The sequence below is a fragment of the Curtobacterium sp. 260 genome, assembly GCF_030803485.1.
In the GTDB taxonomy this organism is placed as follows: Bacteria; Actinomycetota; Actinomycetes; order Actinomycetales; family Microbacteriaceae; genus Curtobacterium.
The window spans coordinates 57406-75608 of record NZ_JAURUY010000010.1 but is presented as its reverse complement, the minus strand read 5'-3'; the positions used below and the strand labels follow the sequence as shown (position 1 = coordinate 75608).

The following is an 18203-nucleotide window of genomic DNA, read 5'->3' as shown; positions in this document are numbered from 1 at the left end:
GACGTGACCGACGCCGAGATGACGGTCGGCGAACCGAAGGAGTGGGCCGCAGGCGTCCCCGGCGTCCTGCACTCGATGGCCCCGGCGATCGAGCAGCTGGGCGTGGCCCGCACCGCCAAGCTCATGCTGAACCTGAACCAGAAGGGCGGGTTCGACTGCATGAGCTGCGCCTGGCCGGACCCGGACAAGCGCAAGACCGCCGAGTTCTGCGAGAACGGCGCCAAGGCGGTCGTGTGGGAGGCCACCCCGCTGCTCGTGCCGCGCACGTTCTGGTCCGAGCACTCGGTCCACGACCTCGCCGACAAGACCGAGTACTGGCTCGGACAGCAGGGCCGCATCACCGAACCCGTGTGGAAGCCCGCGGGGAAGGACCACTACGAGCCGGTCAGCTGGGAGCGGGCGTTCGGGATCATCGCGGACAAGCTGAACGGGCTCGACTCCCCCGACCAGGCGTCGTTCTACACCTCCGGGCGCACCTCGAATGAGGCGGCCTTCGTCTACCAGCTCTTCGTGCGCGCCTTCGGCACGAACAACCTGCCCGACTGCTCGAACATGTGCCACGAGTCGACGAGCCTCGCGATGGCGGAGGTCGTCGGTATCGGCAAGTCGACCATCGCCTACGACGACTTCGAGGAGACCGAGCTCATCATCGTGATGGGCCAGAACCCCGGCACGAACCACCCCCGGATGCTCACCGCGCTCGAGGACGCCAAGGAGAACGGCGCCGAGATCGTCGCCGTCAACCCGCTCCCCGAGTCGAGCCTGAAGCGCTACAAGAACCCGCAGAAGGTCCGGGGCATCGTCGGCCGCGGGACCGAGATCGCCGACCAGTTCGTGCAGATCCGGCTCGGCGGTGACATGGCCCTGCTGCAGGCGCTCGCGAAGCGCGTCGTGCAGGCCGAGCTCGCTGCCCCCGGCACGGTCGTCGACCACGCCTTCATCGCCGAGCACACCAGCGGGTACGAGGCGTTCGTCGAGCACGTCCTGCGGGTCGACGACGACGAGGTCCTCCGCGCCACCGGCCTGACCACCGAGGAGATCGACGAGCTCGCCGAGCGCTACATGCGCTCCGAGCGGACGATCATCACGTGGGCGATGGGCATCACGCAGCACACCAAGGCCGTCGACACGATCAAGGAGATCATCAACCTCCTGCTCCTCCGCGGGAACATCGGTCGACCCGGCGCCGGTGCCTCGCCGATCCGCGGGCACAGCAACGTGCAGGGCGACCGGACGATGGGCATCTGGGAGCAGATGCCGGACTCGTTCCTCGACGCCCTGGCGGAGGAGTTCCACTTCGAGCCGCCCCGCGAGCACGGGGTCGACGCGCTGAAGGGCATCACGGCCATGCAGCGCGGCGAGATCAAGTTCTGGATGGGGATGGGCGGCAACCTCGTCGCCGCGATCTCCGACAGCCAGCTCGCCGAGGCGGCGTTCCGCGGCACCGAGATGACGGTGCAGGTGTCGACGAAGCTGAACCGGTCGCACGCCGTCGTGGGCGAGGAAGCCCTGATCCTGCCGACGATGGGCCGCACCGAGATCGACGTGCAGGCTGCGGGTCCGCAGTTCGTCTCGGTCGAGGACACCGTGTGCTCCGTGCACGGCAGCCACGGGCAGGTCCCGCCGGTCGCCCCCGGGCTGCTGTCCGAGGTCGCGATCGTCTGCGAGCTGGCGAAGGCCACGCTCGGCGACCGCGTCGCCGTCGACTGGCAGGGCATGCGGGACGACTACGACGTGATCCGCGACCACATCAGCCACGTCGTCCCCGGCTTCGACGACTACTCCCGCCGCGCCGCGAGCAAGGAGGGCTTCGTCCTGCCGAACGGTCCCCGCGACTCCCGGACCTTCGCCACGAAGACCGGCAAGGCGATGATCACCGTGAACGAGCTCGAGCACGTGGAGCGCCCCGAGGGCACCCTGCTGCTGCAGACGCTGCGGTCGCACGACCAGTACAACACGACGATCTACAGCCTGAACGACCGGTACCGCGGCATCAAGAAGGGCCGCCACGTCGTCTTCGTGAACCCGGACGACCTGGTCGAGCTCCGGCTGCAGGACGGCGACCGGGTGGACGTCGCGACGGTGTGGGACGACGACGTCGAGCGCGTGCTGCGCGACTACCGGGTCGTCGCGTACCCGAGTGCTCGCGGGTGTGCGGCGGCGTACTTCCCCGAGGCGAACGTGCTCGTGCCGCTCGACAGCGCGGCGAAGGGCAGCAACACCCCGGTGTCCAAGGCCGTGCCGGTGCGGCTGACGCGGGTGGCGGTGCCCGCGGGCGTGTGAGGCACGCGGACGGCGGCTCGTGACACGCGTCCTGCGACGAGACCGCTGTCGTTCGACAGCCGCGACGTCGCGGAACGCGCACCGCTGACGGACGGGAGGCACGGTGCCAGCCGGCGCCGTGCCTCCCGTCCGCCGCGGTGCCGGGTCAGGGCTCCGGGTGCTCGCCCTGCCAGATCGTGTCGACGGCCTCGAACTCGCGCGGGTAGCACTGGGTGTCGTAGACCTCGATGCTCTCCGACGCGATGCCGTACCGGTACCAGGGCCCGTCGCCGCCCGGTGTCGAGCGCGACAGGCCGTCCGCGGCGTACGTGAGCGGGACGACGGCCATCGGGTGGCCGGCCTGCGCCATGCACGCCTGCAGCCGGTTGAACGCCGTCGTGTACTCCTGCAACGTGACGACCCCGTCGTCGGTCTCGGCGTCCTGCTGCGGCGACGGTCCCGCGATCGTCGCCCGCTCCGTCCACGACGTCCACAGCGCCCACCGTGCCGATCCCGAGGCCGCGACCGTCACCCGCACCGCCCCGTCGTCGACCGGCAGGAGGCCCACCGTGACCGGATCGCGGCCGTCGCGCGCGGGGGTGCAGGACTCGCCGCCGACCGGGGTGCCGTCGACCTCGACGCGGAAGCTCCCGGCATCGAGGCAGGTCCACGCGACGGTGAGTGCGTCCGCACCGCGGGGCGGATCGACGACCGTCGTCGTCCGGTCCCCGTGCGCCACGAGGAAGACCGGGTCCCCGAGCACGCGCGCGTGGTCGCCCTCCTCGACCTGGTACCGGGCGGAGATCGCCAGCCCGGTCTCGACCGCGGCGTCGGGGTCCGCGCCCGGCAGCGCCGCTGCGGTGAGGCCGCCGGTCAGCCCGCCGCCGACCACGAACGCGGCGAGGACGGCGAGCACGGTGGCACGCGTCGGGCGTCGGTGACGGGCCGCGGCCGTCCGCGGAGCACCGGTGCGGTCGACCTCCGCGACGAGCGCGTCGCGGATGGCGGTCAGGCGGGGGGAGAAGTCGTCGTTCACAGTGCGCCTCCGAGGGGTTCCGCTGTGGCTGTGTACCGCTTGTGGAGCCGGGCCTTCGCCCGGTGGAGTCGGGACTTGACGGTCCCGGGGGCGACGCCGAGCACCGCCGACGCCTCGCGCTCGCTGAGTCCCTCGAGCACGCAGAGGGTCAGGACGCGCTGGTCGTCGAGCGACAGCCGCCCCATGGCCGCGACCGCACCGCCGTCGCCGAACTGCTCCGCGGGGTCGGGCGCCGGCTCGGGCGCCGGGAACCGGCCGAGGAACGCCCGGTGCCGGTGCGCCGACCGGGTGACGTTGTGCGCGGTGTTCGTCGCCGTGACGAGGAGCCACGGCAGGAGCGAGTCGTCGACGAAGCGGACGTGGTCGCGGCGCCGCCAGGCCTCGAGGAAGGTCATCGCGACGACGTCGTCCGCGTCGGCCGGTGCTGCTGCCGGGACGAGGCCGACGGCATGTCGCCGGAGCCTCGCGGCGTGCCGGTCGAAGACCCTGCCGAAGGCCTGCCCGTCCCCCGCGAGGCTCAGGGCCCAGTCGGCCCGGTCCCCCGTGATCTGGTTCATGTCAGGTGGTGTCCGCACCGGCGCGATCGGTTCCCGACTCGGCGTGTCGCGCGCGGGCGCGGCGTGTTCAGCGCTGGTCGGCGGCCTCGCGCGGCTCCGTGATCCGCTCCCCGGTCTGCGGGTCCCAGCCGATGGTCCTCGGTTCCTGCGCACGCGGGCGTCGCTCCCAGCGAGGGAACCACGGGCGTGCCGACGGCAGGGACAGCAGCACGGCAGCGGCGACGACGGCGACCGGCTCGAGCGTGGGCCAGTCCGCGCTCCCGACGGCCACGGCGATCACGACGTCCACCAGGGCGAAGGCACCCAGCACCCCGAGCCACACCCGTGCGGTGCCGGAACCGCGCCACGTGAGCAGGGCCGCCCAGGCGAGCAGCGCGCAGATGCCGATGCCGAGCACCCCGCCGACGAGTGCCGCGGGCAGCGCACCGGGTTCGTCCTGCGCCAGACGCACCGCACCGATCGCGACGGTGACGATCCGCACGACGAGCACGACCGCCCAGATCGCCACGGCCGCGGTGACCACCGTCGGTCGGCGCCCCGGTCGTCCAGCACCCTGCACTCGTTGCTCCGTCATCTCGGGTCCCCCTCCGGTCGCGTCCGTGCTCGTCACTTCCGCACCGTGACGGTACCGGACCCGGTCCGGAGCGAGCCAGCCCCCGAGACGGTCACCGCGCGCGGACCGGTCGTCGACGACCGGGACACCGACCAGGCGAACGCGGCGCGTCCCTGCCCGTCCGCCGTCGCGCGGCCGACCTGACGACCGTCCACGCGGAAGGACACGGACTCGCCGACGCGGAACCCGCTCGACACGAGGGTGACGCGCTTCCCCCGCTGCACGGTCGCGCTGGTCGCCCGGACGGTGGTCGGGGCGGCGAGCGCCTCGGCGCACGCGTCACCGGCCTTGCCGACAGCAGGTGCCGACGCGAGGACACGACCACGCTCGTCCACCACACCGTCGTCCTCGCGCACGGTGAGCGTGCCGGTCACGTCGCCGAGCACCGCTCCGCCCCGGGTGTTGCTGACGGTCATCGGGTAGTCGGTCGTGCGGTCGCTGGACGCGCGCCGGTCGCCGAGGACCGGCACCGCGACGGTCCGGCACTGCTCCCCGGGGCGGAACGTCACGCGCCGCATCGTCGGGACGACGTGGTCGTCGTACGCCTCGGCGAGGTCGAAGTACGCCGTCGTCGACCGCTCGGCCGGGCGGGACAGCACGACGGCCGCGCGGACGGTACCGCGTCGGGACCCCTCGTCGACGACGCGGTCGGCGATCCGGACCGTCGGGCGGTCGACGACCCGCGGGGCGCCGAGCGAGGAGGCGGGCAGTGCGGACAGGTCGCTGAGGAGCACACCGCCGTTGCCGGACGGCACGTCGACGGTGACCTCGCGGACGGCGGTCAGGTCGACGCCGGCGAAGGCCGCGAGCGGCACCTGCGCCTGCTGGAGCAGGGTCTTGCGCGGTGCGTTCCGCGTCCCCGGCAGGCGCTGCCCGGCGCGGCTGACGTCCGCGAGCCGCTGCGTCGCGACGTGCCCGGCAGCGTCACGGACGCTGAGCGACACGTCCGCGTTCGTCCGCGAGGTGTCGTCGGGCGCGATCCGCACCGACAGGGCCGAGAGGCCGCTGAGGTCGCCCCGTGATGCCGGCACGGCGACGTGCACCTGACCGCCGGTGGGCGTCCGCGTCGGGGCCACGTGCAGCGACGGTGTCGCGGGGACCGCCGGAGCGAGCCACGCGGGCGTGAAGTCGGGGGCGTTCGACGACGAGGAGACGCACGCGGGCAGCGCCGGCCGGGACTCGACGTCGGTGACGCTCGCGCACGTGACGGCGGTGACCTGCCCGGTCGTCGTGACGCCCGCCGCGGCGGACTCGAACAGCGCGAGGTCACGGCGTCCGGCGCCGGGCAGCGACGCCGACACGCGGATGTCCGCCGTCCCCAGCGCGGCGGGCTTCCGTCCACTGCCGTCGAAGTACGGCAGGAACTGCTGCTCGTCACCCAGCGTGAGGCGGAAGAACCCGCTCACCAGGCTCGCGCCCACGGCGGACTGGGCGTCGGCCGACAACCGCGTCGTGTGCTCCGCCTCCGGCCCGCACACCGCGTCGGCGTCGTCCCACCAGTCGTCGGACGACGCGAGCGGGTACTTGCCGGGCGTCCACGTGGTGTTGAAGAAGTTGTGGTTCGCGCCCATGACGAGGATCGATGCGCGCAGGACGTCGTCGCCGTAGGCCGTGCGGGAATCGTCGAAGAAGTGCTGGCCCTGCAGGTCGGAGACGTCGCCGTCACAGTACGGCAGCACGACGGCGGTGTCGGTGTCCGGCAGCGTCATGCGTCCGAAGTCGGTGGGCGCGAGGGGCATGACGGCCCTGATGCCGAACGGCGCCGGACGCTGCTGGTTCAGCAGGGCGGCCCGCACGACGCCGTCCCCGCCGCGGGAGTGCCCCATCAGCCCGACGTCGTCCAGGTCGAGCCGACCCACGAGCAGCGGCGACAGTCGGGGCTCCTGCCCGGCGTCCGCCCGTCGGAGCAGGTCCAGGTGGTCGAGCACGAGCTGCCCCCGGGCCAGTGCACCGCCGTCGTCGGCGTACGTGCCGTCGAGTGCGTTGACCGCGTTCGCCGAGATCGACACGACGACGTACCCGTTGCTCGCCAACGCGTTGCCGGCCGCGTCGTACCCGAGGTGGCTGGGGATGTCGGTCTGCCCGCGGCCGCACGGCCAGCCGGCGTCGGTCGGGGTTCCGCCCACGCATGCCTCGTGGCGTCCGTGCAGGAAGACCACGACCGGTCGCTTCCCCGTGGCGCCCTCCGGCACGTACACCGCGGCACGCATCTCGCCCTTGCGTCCGCCGAGTCCGCGCAGCCGGACCGCCTGGTCGCCGAGGTCGTAGTCCGCCCGGGCGACGGCGTACGGTCCGGCCGCGGCGGGATCGGCGTCGATCGGTGCCGGTGCATCGGTCGGGGCGGCCTGCGGCGCGACGGCCTGCTCGGTCGCGGCGGGGGCGGAGGCGTCGACGTCGCTCGTCCAGGCGAGTGCGACGTCCGACGCCCGCGCGACCGCCGGATCGGTCGTCGTGACGGAGACCTGCCGCTGGTCGAGGCTCGTGCGGGCGACGCCGATCTCCTGACCGTCGACCACCAGGACCGGTGCCGCTGCCCGGACCGGCAGGGGTGCGTCGAGGTCGAGCGTGACGTCGTACCCGCCGGCAGCGGGCGTGACCGCCCAGTCCTCGCCCTGCGCGACGGGGGCGGCAGCTGCGGGGCCAGCGGGGTCGGCGTGCGCGGGCGTCACGAACGCGCCGCCCAGGACGGTGGCGATCGCCAGCACGGCGGCGGCGCGGACCGCGGACGGTCGCTTCGGGTGTCGGGTCACGGATTCCCCCAGGTTCGGCTGCGGGGAGCGCCCCGCTGCTCGAAACCTAGGGCCGCGGGGCGTCCGGGCGGATCATCCTGCGGGATGACGCGCGGTCGTCGTCCGGCCACCGTCGGCGGGGCCGCACGGGATGACGGACGGGAGGCGCGGTGCTCGCTGGCACCGCGCCTCCCGTCCGTCGGTCAGGCACCACGTGGCGGTCGCGTCCGTTCAGACGGATGCCTCCGTCCCGCGCACCTTCCCCACCACGACGTCGACGATCCCAGCGACGAGCGCCGCCGCGACGAAGACCAGGGAGACCCCGAGGCCGAGCGGCAGGCCCTGCGAGTAGTCGCCCTTCGTGCTCGCGAGCGACGAGTAGAACACGCTGCCGACCGCGGCGATGCCGATCGCCGAGCCGACGCGGGCTCCGACCTGGATCAGGCCACCGGCGGACCCGCCCTGCTGGACCGGTACCTCGGAGAGCGTGAGCGTCTGGTTCGGCGAGATGGTCAGGCCCGACCCGATGCCGGCGACGAGCAGCGGCAGCACGAGCCACCAGCCGAGGTCCGGCCCGTAGTGGTCCGCGACGACCCAGATGACCGCGCCGAGGCCGATGAGCACCAGCACGGTGCCGACCACGATGAGCTGCCGACCGAAGCGGTGCACGATCCGGCCGCCGACGGTCGACGCGATGCCCGAGCCGATGGCGAACGGCACCGAGGCGACACCCGCGAGCAGCGCGGAGTACTGCAGGCCCGACTGCAGCGCCAGGGTCAGGACGAAGAACAGCGGGGTGAACCCGGCGAAGTAGACGGTGGCGAGACCGACCCCGAGCGAGAACGACCGACGGCGGAACAGCCGCAGGTCGACCACGGGCTCGTGGTCCCGGCCGTAGCGGCGCTCCCAGAGCACGAACAGCACCGCGAACACCACCGCGGCGACGACGAGCCACCACTTGGCGTTGCTCTTCCACTGCTCCGACTGCACGAAGGGCAGCAGCAGCGCGACGACCGCGGCGCCGAGCAGGACGATCCCGACCGGGTCGAAGTCGTGCTTCTGGCCGCGCTCCGCCTTCGGCGTGGTGGGCAGGTAGCGGAAGGCGAGCAGGATCGTGACGAGCCCGACGGGCAGGTTCACGAAGAAGACGAAGCGCCACCCGTTCTCGGTGCCGAACGCCGTGATGAGCAGGCCGCCCACCAGCGGACCGATCGCGGTGGCGATGCCGACGGTCGCGCCGAACAGGCCGAAGGCGGTGCCGCGCTCCTTGCCGCGGAACAGCTGCTGGATGAGCGCGGTGACCTGCGGGGTGAGCAGACCGCCGGCCAGGCCCTGCACCAGGCGGGCGACGACGAGCACGAACCCGTTCGGGGCGAAGCCGCAGAGCGCGCTCGCCACCGTGAAGAGTGCGACACCGACGACGAACATGCGGCGACGGCCGACGGCGTCACCGAGCCGGCCACCGGGCACGAGCAGCAGTCCGAACGCCAGGGCGTACCCGGACAGGATCCACTGGACGGCCTCGGGGGTCGCGCCGCTCAGGCCGCTCGAGATGGACTGGAGTGCGACGTTGACGATCGACACGTCGAGCAGGACGATGCCGCCGCCGAGCAGGCAGATGACGAGTGCCTTCCACCGGTTCGGGTCCGGGGCGTCGTCCTGCTGCTGCGCCGGTCGTCCGCCGGTCGGCTGCTGCTGGTCGGGGTGCTGCTCGGGGTGTTGCTCGGCCTGCGGCCCCGAGGGCTGCTCGGCGCTCGCGGCGTGGTGCGCGGTGTGGTGCGCGACGGTGGGAGCCGCATCGGGCTCGACGGGTCTGCGGTGTTCGGCTGCCATGACGATGCCACGCTAGGCCGGGCCCTCGGGGCGATCCGCAGGCTGTGCGGTTCTTGTCCCCCGATCCGACCCGCGGCCGCCGAGGACACCTCGGACACAGCGGACGCCCCGGACGCCCCGGACGGGCCGGACGGGCCGGAGGGGCCGGAGGGTCAGCGCCCCGTGCGCTGCAGGCCGTCCGCCGCCCTCCCCAGGAGCCAGTTGACCGCCCAGCCGAGCACGCCGACGACCGGCACCAGGACGATGACGAGCGTCCAGACGATCTTCACCGCGTCGCTCCGGCGTCGGTCGCGCCAGACCTGCACCAGCGCCAGCACGTCCAGGGTCAGCAGCAGCACGAGCACCAGCACGTGGGCACCAGCGAGGTTCTCGAACACGTCGTCCTCCTTCGTCGTCGGAGGTCCCACGCTAGGACGCGCCCCGTGTCGGTCGCGTCCCCCGCGAGGACGACCTCGCCCCACCCCGGTCGGCGTCGACCAGACTGGAGCGATGGAGTCGTGCACGTTCTGCAGCATCATCGCCGGCGGGGAACCGGTCACCTGGGTCGAACGCGAGGAGCACGCCGTCGCCTTCGCCCCGCTCCCGGCGTCGGCGCTGGCGCCCGGGCACACGCTGGTCGTCCCGGTCGCCCACGCCGCGGACCTGCTCAGCGCCGACCCCACCTCGCTCGCAGCCTGCACGGCGCTGGCGCGACGGGTCGGCCTCGCCCTGCGGGGTGCCCTCGGCGCGACCGGGACCGTCCTCCTGCAGGCCTCCGGCACCGACGCCGGGCAGAGCGTGCCCCACCTGCACTTCCACGTGGTGCCCTGCTGGCCGGACGACGGCACGACGCACTGGCCGGAGCCGCCGTCGGCGCACGTGCACGACGGCGATGCGTACGCCGACCTGCGGGCGATGTTCGAGTAGGCGCGGCACCGGATGTCATCCCGGAGGAGCACGTCGGTCCTCCGCTGTGCCGATCCCGCCGTGGGCCGCGGTGCGCTGTGATCGTCCCAGACACGAAAGGCTCGACATGCCCCGCTCCACGATCACCGCTCCCCTCGCCGTCGGCGTGCTCGCCCTCGGCGCCCTGACGCTCACCGGCTGCTCGGCCCTCGGCGACCTCGCCCACGACCGGGTGACCTCCGAGGCCTCGACCCGCGCCGACCTCGACTCCGCACCCGACTGGCTGCCCTCGGACGCCAGCGACATCACCTCGGTCGCAGGCACCGGCGGGAAGGGCTCCGACGCGACCCCGACCACGCTGGTCTTCACGAGCACCGACGGTGTCACCGACGACGCCTGCCGCACGACGCCCCGGCAGTCCGCGCCGACGATGGACGTCGACAGTGCGCCGGACGTGTACGAGGCCACCTCGGTACTGCGGTGCGGCCCGTGGTCGATGACGTCGACGGGTGACCGCTGGGTCGCCTGGACGCCGAACCCGGGCGACGGCGGGTCCTGACGTGCCCCGTCGCCGCGGCCGCCACCGACGTACGAGGACGCGGCGCGCCCGTCCGTTCGGCGAGCACCGCGCCACGGTCGCCGTCGCGGCCCTCTCCGCCGGCCTCGGCGCCCTCGTCGTCACCGGCGCCGAGGCCGCGCACCGGATCGTCGAGCTCGGCGAACGCACCGGGTCGAGCGCCACGGTGGCCGCGATCCTGCCCGTCGTGGCGTGGGTCTTCATCGGGATCGCCCTGTACGTCAGCGCCGTGGTCGCGTCCAACACCTGCGCGACCGTCATCGCCGGCCGCACCCGCTCGCTCGGACTGCAACGTGTCCTCGGTGCCACCGGTCAGCAGCTCCGCTGGCAGGTCACCCGGACCGGGGCGACCTGCGGGATCGTCGGCGCCGCCGTCGGCACCGTCCTCGGCGCGGTCGTCGCGGACGCCGCGCTCGCCGTCGCCGCGGCCGCGGACGTGCTCCCGCCGCTCGGCGTCGTCGCCCCGCCGTCCCTGGTCCCGATCGGGCTCCTGGTCGCGGTGATCACGACGGTCGCGTTCCGCATCGGCTCCCGCGCCGTCCTCACCATCTCCCCGCTCCGCGCGCTCGAGGCCGGCGTCGAGGCCGCTCCCGGCACGACCCGTTCCGTCGGCCGCACGGTGACCGCGAGCACGCTCTCCCTGCTCGGCACGGCGGGGCTCGGCGTCGCCGTGGTGCTCGGCGCGACGAGCGTCGACTCCCTGCTGCTCGCGGTGGCCTGCGGTGCCCTGTCGTTCACGGGCGTCGTGGTCGCCGCCCCGGTGCTGCTCCCCGCCGTCCTGCGGATCGCGGCCGCCGCGTCCGCCCGGTCGGTCGTGCCGGCGATGGCCGCACGGAACTCGCTCCGGGCGCCGAAGCGCACCGCCCGCGCGACGGTGGGGCTGCTCATCGCGGTGACGCTCATGGCCACGTTCGCCGTCGGGTTCTCGACCTACGCCAGCATGCTCCAGGGCCAGGCCGCGGACGACCCCGAGTACTACCGCGGGATCCAGGAGCAGTTCGACCAGCTCGCGGTCATGTTCACCGGCCTCGTCGGCGCCGCCGGGGTCATCGCCGCCGCCGGGGTCGTCGCCGTCACGGCCCTGACGACCGCGCAGCGGGGACGTGAGCTCGGACTGCTCCGGGTGGTGGGCGCGACGCGGCAGCAGGTCCGCGCGCTCGTCCTCGCGGAGACGGCGATCACGGTCGCGGTCGCGGTCGTGCTCGGCGGGCTGCTCGGCACCGCGTACGGCTGGGCCGGGGCGTACACCCTGCTCGGCGCGACGAAGGGTGCGGAACTCATCGCGCCCGTCGTGCCGCTCTGGCTCGTGGTCGTCGTGGCGGTCGGCGCTGCGGGCACCGGGCTCGCCGCTGCGCTCGGCCCGGCGGCACGAGCCGTGCGGGCGGCCCCGGTGACCGCGCTCCGGTACGAGTAGCGCCCGACGGGGCCGGGGGGGGGGGTCGCGGGATCAGACGGCCGCCCGGCGCACGAGCTCCCGGAGCCGCTGCTCAACCTCGTCGGTCCACTCGACGACGGCGAACGAGGTCGCCCACATCGCGCCGTCGTCGAGCGTGGCGTCCTCCTGGAACCCGACGGTCGCGTAGCGCGCACCGAACTTCGAGGCCGGCTGCACGAAGGTGACGACCTTGCCGTCCCGCGCGTACGACGGGAACCCGTACCAGGTCTTCGGATCGAGCTCCGGAGCGACCTCGGTCACGAGCACGTGGTAGCGCGCGGCCAGGACCTGGTCGAAGCCCTCGAGTGCCTCGATCGCGGCCGTGCACGCCTCGCGCTCGGCCTCGCGCTTCGCGGCGCCCTTCAGCCCGCGCGTCGCCTTCCGTTCCGCTGCTGCCTGCTGCATCGCGGCTCGCTCCGCGTCGCTGAACACCTCGGCCATGCCCGTCTCCCTCACGGATCCGCCCGGTCCGCGACCGGTGCTGACGGCATCCTGGCACCGCCGGTGCGGACCGCGCCACCCGGCGGACGGGAGGCACGGTGCGGGTCGACCACGAGCCTCCCGTCCGTCCCGGCGCACGCCCGTGGCCCACGGACGACAGGAGCGCGCCGGTCCGAGGACCGACGCGCTCCTGTCTGCGCTGGGCTGGGTGTCAGCGGGTGGTGCGTCCGGCGCGGGGCAGGAGCACGCCGAGGACGATCATCGCGACGGCGAGGAAGGCGTGCAGGACGTTGTCGGCGCTGTTCAGCGGGACGAAGTTCGCAGCCCCGGCCATGCCGGCGACGAAGAGGCCGAAGACGAACAGCACGGCGTAGACGATGCCGCCGATGAGCAGGTACGAGCGCGAGCCCGCGGCCGAACGGGCGGCGAGCAGGCCGACGATGCCGAACAGCAGGTGCACGATGTTGTGGAGCACCGACACCTGGAACAGGCCGAGGAGCATGGCCATCGAGCTGTTGCCCGCGAAGGACAGCGTGCCCATGTCCATCGTGAGTCCGGGGATGAAGCCGGCGATGCCGACGATGAGGAAGACGATCCCGAAGAGCAGTGCGCCCTTCTGGACGAGGGTCGAACCGGTACGGGGGGTTGCTGCGCTGGACATGTGGTCTCTCCTTGTGTGCGAGGACCGGGTCGTGGTTCCGGTCGGGGACGTGACGCGTGTCACGCTCGGTTGCCTTTCACGGTAGACATGCAGCCTGCTCTCGGTTTCCCCCCGTCCGGGGGCACGCGCCGAACGGACAGGACCCGTCGCACGGTGGGAGGGTGCGGGGACTCGACTGGGACGGCCACCGGAACGTGCGGGACCTCGGCGGGCTCCCCACCCCGCTGTCCCCGACCGGTGCGACGCAGCTCGGCCGGATCGCACGCGGTCCGCGCCGCGAACTGCTCACGGACCGGGGCTGGCAGGACGCACGCGTGTGGGGGCTCCGGTCGGTGGTCGACCTGCGGTGCGCCGACGAGGTGGGCCGTCGCGACGGCGATCCCCTCGTCGCTCCGGACGCCCTCACCGACATCACCGTCGTCGCGGCCCCGACCGAGGACCAGGACGACCCGGAGTTCCGCGAGGTGTGCTTCCCGATCCTCGACTCCCCCGAGTACTGGCGGCACAACTGGCGGATCCTGCCCGACCTGGTGCTCGGTGCGCTGCGGGCGATCGCGGACGCGCCGTCCGGGGTGCTCGTGCACTGCAGTGCGGGGCGCGACCGGACGGGCATGATCAGCACGCTGCTGCTCGCGAACGCCGGTGTCCCGCCGACGGTCGTCGCCGAGGACCACGCAGCCTCCGTCCGCGCGATGGCCGGCACCGGGACCCACGCTCCGGGTGACCGCCAGGCGACCTGGGATGCCGATCAGGTGACCGAGTGGCTCGCCGCCGTCACACCGATCGTCGAGGACGTCGCCGCCGACGTCGACGCGGCGTTCGCCGCCGTCGGTGCCGACGACGACCTGCGTGCACGGTTGCGCGCCCGACTCACCACGCCCTGACCACACGGGAGCCGTCGGACGGGAGGCACGGTGCCGGCCCGCACCGCGCCTCCCGTCCGTCAGCTGCGCCCCGCCGTCGACTGCTCAGGTCGGTCGTGCGGTCACGGTCCGGGGACGGTGACGCGGACGGCGCTGATCCGCCCGGCGCGCGTGCGCGCCGTGGTGTCCGGGTCGTAGCTGTCGGCGGTGGCGAGGTAGAGGGTGCGACCGTCCTCGCCGCCGAGCGCGCAGTCGATGGCGCACAGGCCGGGGGCGTCGATGCGGTCGGTGACCTCGCCGCCCTCGACGACGCGGAGGAACTCCCCGGTGTCCACCGAGCAGACCCAGATCGCGCCCTCGGCATCGACCGTGCTGCCGTCCGGGGTGACGCCCTCGGGCAGTGCCGCCCACTCGCGTCGGCCGGTGAGCGCCCCGTCCGGCTCGATGTCGAACGCGGTCAGGCGACCGCCCCAGGTCTCGCTGACCACCAGGGTCCGCGTGCCGGGGAGCACGTTCGCGCTGTTCGGGAACACCAGGCCGTCGGCGGCGAGCCGGGCGGAGCCGTCCTGGTCGACGACGTAGAGCGGTCCCGGGCGGAGTTCCTCACCGCCGTACAGGTCGTAGCCGAACGCGCCGACGTACGTCCGGCCGGTCGCCTCGTCGACGACCAGGTCGTTGAGGAGCGACGGTTCGGTCGACGACAGGTCGGCGAACGGCTCGTTCGAGCCGTCTGGACGCACGACCTGGATCGTCCGGGCGTTCATGGCACTGACGATCAGCCGGCCGTCGGCGAGCCACCCGAGGCCGGACGACTGGCCGTCGATGGTCGTCTCGAGGCGTGGTCGCGCGTCCGCCGCACCGGGGTCGACCGAGAAGACCTCGCCCGTGTGCATGTCGGAGTACCAGAGCCGGCCGTCGTGCCAGCGGTTGCCCTCGGGGAAGCGGATGCCGGAGACGACCTCGGTCGCGGAGTCGATGGTGGTGTGCACCCGTCCAACCTGCCACTCGGGACTGGCGGTCACCTGGCGCTCGTGGCCGGGGTCCAGCCGAGCTCGGGGCCGAGCCGATCGGCCATGTCCTCGGTGATCTGCGCGTAGTCGTCGGGTGCGAACGAGAACGGCAGCGCGAAGGCCACCTCCGTCGCCACCTGGTACCCGGCGTCGGCGCGGAGTCGATCGGCGATCTCGGCCGAGCTCCCGACGAGGTCGGCGGCGAACAGCAGCTTCCCCGGCCCCTGCGGGACCCCGACCCGACCGGCTCGCGCCGCGGCGTAGGCCCGGTACCGCTCGACCTGCTCCGGCGTCGCCGAGTCGGTCGGGATGACCACGAGGCCCTGCGAGACCCGTGCCGCAGCAGGATCCGGGTGCGCGTCGAGGTAGGCGTCGACCTGCGCGCGCTGGTTCGCGGCGAAGTCGGTGCCGACCTCGCTCCGGGTCACGCTCGAGGTGAGCAGGTGGAAGCCGTGCTCGGCCGCCCACACCGCGGACCGCGTGCTGCCGGTGCCGTACCAGATCCGGTCGGCGAGCCCCGGGCTCTGCGGTTGGACGGTCGTGGCGAACTCCTCGATCCCCCGGCGCTCCACGATCGCCGTGACGGGGTCGCCGCGCACGAGGTCCCGGAATCGCAGGAGTCGGTCGTTGCCGAGGTCCTCGTGCTCGGCGGTGTCCGGGTGGATCGCGTCACGGTAGAGGTCGTAGTGCATGGGCGTCCCCACGGAGAAGCCGGGCTGCAGCCGACCGCCGAGCAGCACGTCCACGGTGCCGAGGTCCTCGGCGAGGCGGAACGGGTTCTCGGCGCCGATCGGGGTGACCGCGGTGCCGAGGGCGATCCGCGAGGTGCGCTGCGAGGCGGCGGCCGTGATCGCCACGGGTGACGAGATGCCGTGCTGCAGGTGGCGGTGCCGGAGCCAGGCACTGTCGAAGCCGAGGGCCTCGGCTCGCTCGATCACGCGGAGCGTCTCCTCGTGGCCGTCGGCCGGGCGCACGGGGTCGAACGAGCCGATGGTCAGGAAGCCGAGGCGCTCGAGGGGCCGGTCGTCGGAGGGCATGCTCCGATCGTCGCAGACCGGGGCGCGGGGCGTCGGTGGTCCCGACGTATCCTGGCTGCATGAGCATGGAAGGCGCTGCCTGGAGCTCGCTGTACAAGATCTCGTCCGCGAAGGACGCCGGGCGGGGCTTCTCCCGCGAGTCGCTCCGGCGGATCATGACGTTCGCCGTGCCCTACAAGGTGCAGCTCGTGGTGTTCATCGCACTGTCCGTCGTGGGGGCGTTCCTCGCGGTCGCGACGCCGGTGCTCGCCGGCCAGGTCGTCGACGTCATCGCGGCCCGCGGCGCCGTGTCGACCATCGTCTGGCTGGCCCTGGTCATCGCGCTCGTGGCCGTCGCCGACGCCGCGTCGTCGCTGCTGACCCGCTGGTACTCGGCGCGGATCGGCGAGGGCGTCATCCTCGACCTCCGCACCGCGGTGTTCAACCACGTGCAGAAGATGCCGATCGCGTTCTTCACCCGCACCCGCACCGGCGCCCTGGTCAGCCGGCTCAACAACGACGTCATCGGCGCGCAGCAGGCCTTCAGCGGGACGCTCTCCGGCGTCGTCACGAACTCCGTGGCACTCGTGCTGACCCTCGTCGTCATGCTCAGCACCTCGTGGCTGGTGACGGTCATCGCCGTCGTCATGCTCCCGGTGTTCCTCGTCCCCGCACGCCGGATGGGCAGCCGCCTCGCCGCACTCCGCCGCGAGGCCGCCGACCACAACTCCGCGATGAGCACGCAGATGACCGAGCGGTTCTCCGCACCCGGCGCGACGCTCGTCAAGCTGTTCGGGCGCCCCGACGAAGAGGCCGAGGAGTTCCGCGTCCGCGCCGCCCGCGTGCGGGACATCGGCGTCCGCACCGCGATGCTGCAGTTCGTCTTCGTCACCGCGCTCATGCTCGTCTCGGCGCTCGCGCTCGCACTCGTGTACGGGCTCGGCGGCACGCTCGCCCTCGGTGGCCAGCTGAACACCGGCGACGTCGTCACCCTCGCACTCCTGCTCACCCGCCTCTACGCACCGCTCACCAGCCTGGCGAACGCGCGCGTCGAGATCATGAGCGCCGTCGTGAGCTTCGAGCGCGTCTTCGAGGTGCTCGACCTCCGGCCGCTCATCCAGGAGAAGCCCGACGCCGTCACCCTGCCCGACGGTCCCGTCGCGGTCGAGTTCGACGACGTCCGCTTCGCCTACCCGTCCGCCGACAAGGTCTCCCTCGCCTCGCTGGAGGAGGTCTCCACGCTCGACACCCGCGGCGGTGACGAGGTCCTGCACGGTGTCTCGTTCCGGATCGAGCCCGGGCAGACCGTCGCCCTGGTCGGGTCCTCCGGCGCGGGCAAGTCCACGATCGCGCAGCTGCTCTCCCGCCTGTACGACGTCGACAGCGGTGCCGTCCGACTCGCCGGTACGGACGTGCGCGACGTCACCTTCGCGTCACTGCGGCACACGATGGGCATGGTCACGCAGGACGGGCACCTGTTCCACGAGACGATCGGCGCCAACCTGCGCTTGGCCCGGCCCGAGGCCACCGACGACGAGGTGTGGGACGCCGTCCGACGTGCGCGCCTCGAACCGCTCATCCGGTCGCTGCCCGACCAGCTCGACACCATGGTCGGCGAGCGGGGCTACCGACTGTCCGGCGGCGAGCGCCAGCGCATGACGATCGCCCGGCTCCTGCTCGCGCAGCCCCGCGTCGTGATCCTCGACGAGGCGACCGCCGCGCTCGACTCCACGTCCGAGGCCGCCGTGCAGGCCGCCCTGAGCGAGGCACTCGACGGTCGCACGGCGATGGTCATCGCGCACCGGCTGTCGACCATCCGGAGCGCGGACCTCATCCTGGTCATCGAGGACGGCTCCGTCGTCGAGCGCGGCACGCACGAGGAACTCCTCGCTGCCGGCGGGCGGTACGAGGAACTGCACCGGACCCAGTTCGCGGTCCAGGCGGACCAGGCGCCGGACCCCGCTCCGCTGCGCGGGAGCGGCATCCGCTGACGGCGCGACCGCAGCGTCCTGTGACGGGCTGCGGGCGGACGAGCGGTCGCGCCCAGCGCCGGTCCGGAGGCGCGTGGTGCGCGCGCCCCGCGCCTCCCGTCCAGCGGCGCCGCGGTCCGCGGCCGTCAGCCGCTCCGTGCCCGGGACCGTGTTCGGGGCACGTCGGTGACGATCGCGGTGAACGAACCGCGGCATCCGTGCACCGGGATCGTCACGCGGCCGACGGAACGTGGCCGCCCCGTACTCGGCTCCCGGCTCGCTCGGTGCGACGAGGCGCAGGATGGCGCCGTGTCG

At 73.3% G+C, this 18203-nt stretch carries 16 protein-coding genes; 6 read left to right on the top strand and 10 right to left on the bottom strand.

Translation table 11 applies throughout. The features are described 5' to 3' along the window. Positions 1 to 18: 18 nt before the first annotated feature. The gene (locus J2X59_RS12070) at positions 19 to 2283 is read left to right on the top strand and encodes an FdhF/YdeP family oxidoreductase (RefSeq protein WP_326496862.1); all 2265 of its coding nucleotides are present in this window, start codon (positions 19 to 21) and stop codon (positions 2281 to 2283) included. A gap of 145 nt (positions 2284 to 2428) precedes the next feature. Here J2X59_RS12070 and J2X59_RS12065 read toward each other — a convergent pair whose 3' ends face one another. From J2X59_RS12065 to J2X59_RS12040, 6 genes are all read right to left on the bottom strand, one after another. After that, the gene (locus tag J2X59_RS12065; protein WP_326496830.1) at positions 2429 to 3298 is read right to left on the bottom strand and encodes a hypothetical protein; all 870 of its coding nucleotides are present in this window, start codon (positions 3296 to 3298) and stop codon (positions 2429 to 2431) included. Continuing rightward, a complete protein-coding gene (locus J2X59_RS12060; RefSeq protein ID WP_066656163.1) occupies positions 3295 to 3855 on the bottom strand; it encodes an RNA polymerase sigma factor in 561 nt (186 codons plus the stop codon). The genes J2X59_RS12065 and J2X59_RS12060 overlap by 4 nt, the downstream gene beginning before the upstream one ends. Positions 3856 to 3922: 67 nt before the next feature. After that, a complete protein-coding gene (locus tag J2X59_RS12055) occupies positions 3923 to 4429 on the bottom strand; it encodes a hypothetical protein (RefSeq protein ID WP_326496829.1) in 507 nt (168 codons plus the stop codon). 32 nt (positions 4430 to 4461) lie between these two features. Continuing rightward, on the bottom strand, positions 4462 to 7218 hold the full coding sequence (locus tag J2X59_RS12050; RefSeq protein ID WP_326496828.1) for a hypothetical protein: 2757 nt from the start codon (positions 7216 to 7218) through the stop codon (positions 4462 to 4464). Between the two features lie 210 nt (positions 7219 to 7428). Beyond that, complete coding sequence (locus J2X59_RS12045) at positions 7429 to 9030, bottom strand: MFS transporter (protein ID WP_326496827.1); 1602 nt, start codon at positions 9028 to 9030, stop codon at positions 7429 to 7431. 152 nt (positions 9031 to 9182) lie between these two features. Then, positions 9183 to 9407 (bottom strand): PLDc N-terminal domain-containing protein, encoded by a 225-nt coding sequence (locus tag J2X59_RS12040; RefSeq protein ID WP_066658679.1) that lies wholly within the window; start codon positions 9405 to 9407, stop codon positions 9183 to 9185. 112 nt (positions 9408 to 9519) lie between these two features. Between J2X59_RS12040 and J2X59_RS12035 the strand changes: the two genes are divergently transcribed. The 3 genes from J2X59_RS12035 to J2X59_RS12025 all read left to right on the top strand — a co-directional run bounded on the left by J2X59_RS12035 (position 9520) and on the right by J2X59_RS12025 (position 11906). Beyond that, positions 9520 to 9936 (top strand): HIT family protein, encoded by a 417-nt coding sequence (locus tag J2X59_RS12035; RefSeq protein WP_326496826.1) that lies wholly within the window; start codon positions 9520 to 9522, stop codon positions 9934 to 9936. Positions 9937 to 10042: 106 nt separating this feature from the next. Beyond that, entirely contained in the window at positions 10043 to 10474 is a 432-nt protein-coding gene (locus J2X59_RS12030; protein WP_326496825.1) for a hypothetical protein, read from the top strand. A 1-nt stretch (position 10475) separates the two neighbouring features. Then, positions 10476 to 11906, top strand: a complete 1431-nt coding sequence (locus J2X59_RS12025) for an FtsX-like permease family protein (protein ID WP_326496824.1) — start codon at positions 10476 to 10478, stop codon at positions 11904 to 11906. 33 nt (positions 11907 to 11939) lie between these two features. On the opposite strand, the gene J2X59_RS12020 is transcribed toward J2X59_RS12025, so the two are convergent. Together J2X59_RS12020 and J2X59_RS12015 are read right to left on the bottom strand one after the other, a co-directional pair. Continuing rightward, on the bottom strand, positions 11940 to 12368 hold the full coding sequence (locus J2X59_RS12020; RefSeq protein WP_326496823.1) for a hypothetical protein: 429 nt from the start codon (positions 12366 to 12368) through the stop codon (positions 11940 to 11942). Between the two features lie 211 nt (positions 12369 to 12579). Beyond that, positions 12580 to 13029 carry a DUF4383 domain-containing protein gene (locus J2X59_RS12015; protein WP_066656188.1) on the bottom strand — a complete coding sequence of 150 codons (450 nt, stop codon included), beginning with the start codon at positions 13027 to 13029 and terminating at the stop codon, positions 12580 to 12582. 161 nt (positions 13030 to 13190) lie between these two features. Here J2X59_RS12015 and J2X59_RS12010 point away from each other — a divergent pair, with 161 nt between their 5' ends. Further along, positions 13191 to 13913, top strand: coding sequence for a tyrosine-protein phosphatase (locus J2X59_RS12010; RefSeq protein ID WP_326496822.1), 723 nt, complete (start codon positions 13191 to 13193; stop codon positions 13911 to 13913). 101 nt (positions 13914 to 14014) lie between these two features. Here the strand turns inward: J2X59_RS12010 and J2X59_RS12005 are convergent, their stop codons facing one another. Together J2X59_RS12005 and J2X59_RS12000 are read right to left on the bottom strand one after the other, a co-directional pair. Then, positions 14015 to 14881, bottom strand: a complete 867-nt coding sequence (locus J2X59_RS12005; protein WP_326496821.1) for an SMP-30/gluconolactonase/LRE family protein — start codon at positions 14879 to 14881, stop codon at positions 14015 to 14017. A gap of 29 nt (positions 14882 to 14910) precedes the next feature. After that, entirely contained in the window at positions 14911 to 15939 is a 1029-nt protein-coding gene (locus J2X59_RS12000) for an LLM class flavin-dependent oxidoreductase (protein WP_326496820.1), read from the bottom strand. A gap of 59 nt (positions 15940 to 15998) precedes the next feature. Between J2X59_RS12000 and J2X59_RS11995 the strand changes: the two genes are divergently transcribed. Beyond that, positions 15999 to 17909, top strand: coding sequence for an ABC transporter ATP-binding protein (locus tag J2X59_RS11995; RefSeq protein WP_066656205.1), 1911 nt, complete (start codon positions 15999 to 16001; stop codon positions 17907 to 17909). The last annotated feature ends 294 nt before the right edge of the window (positions 17910 to 18203 follow it).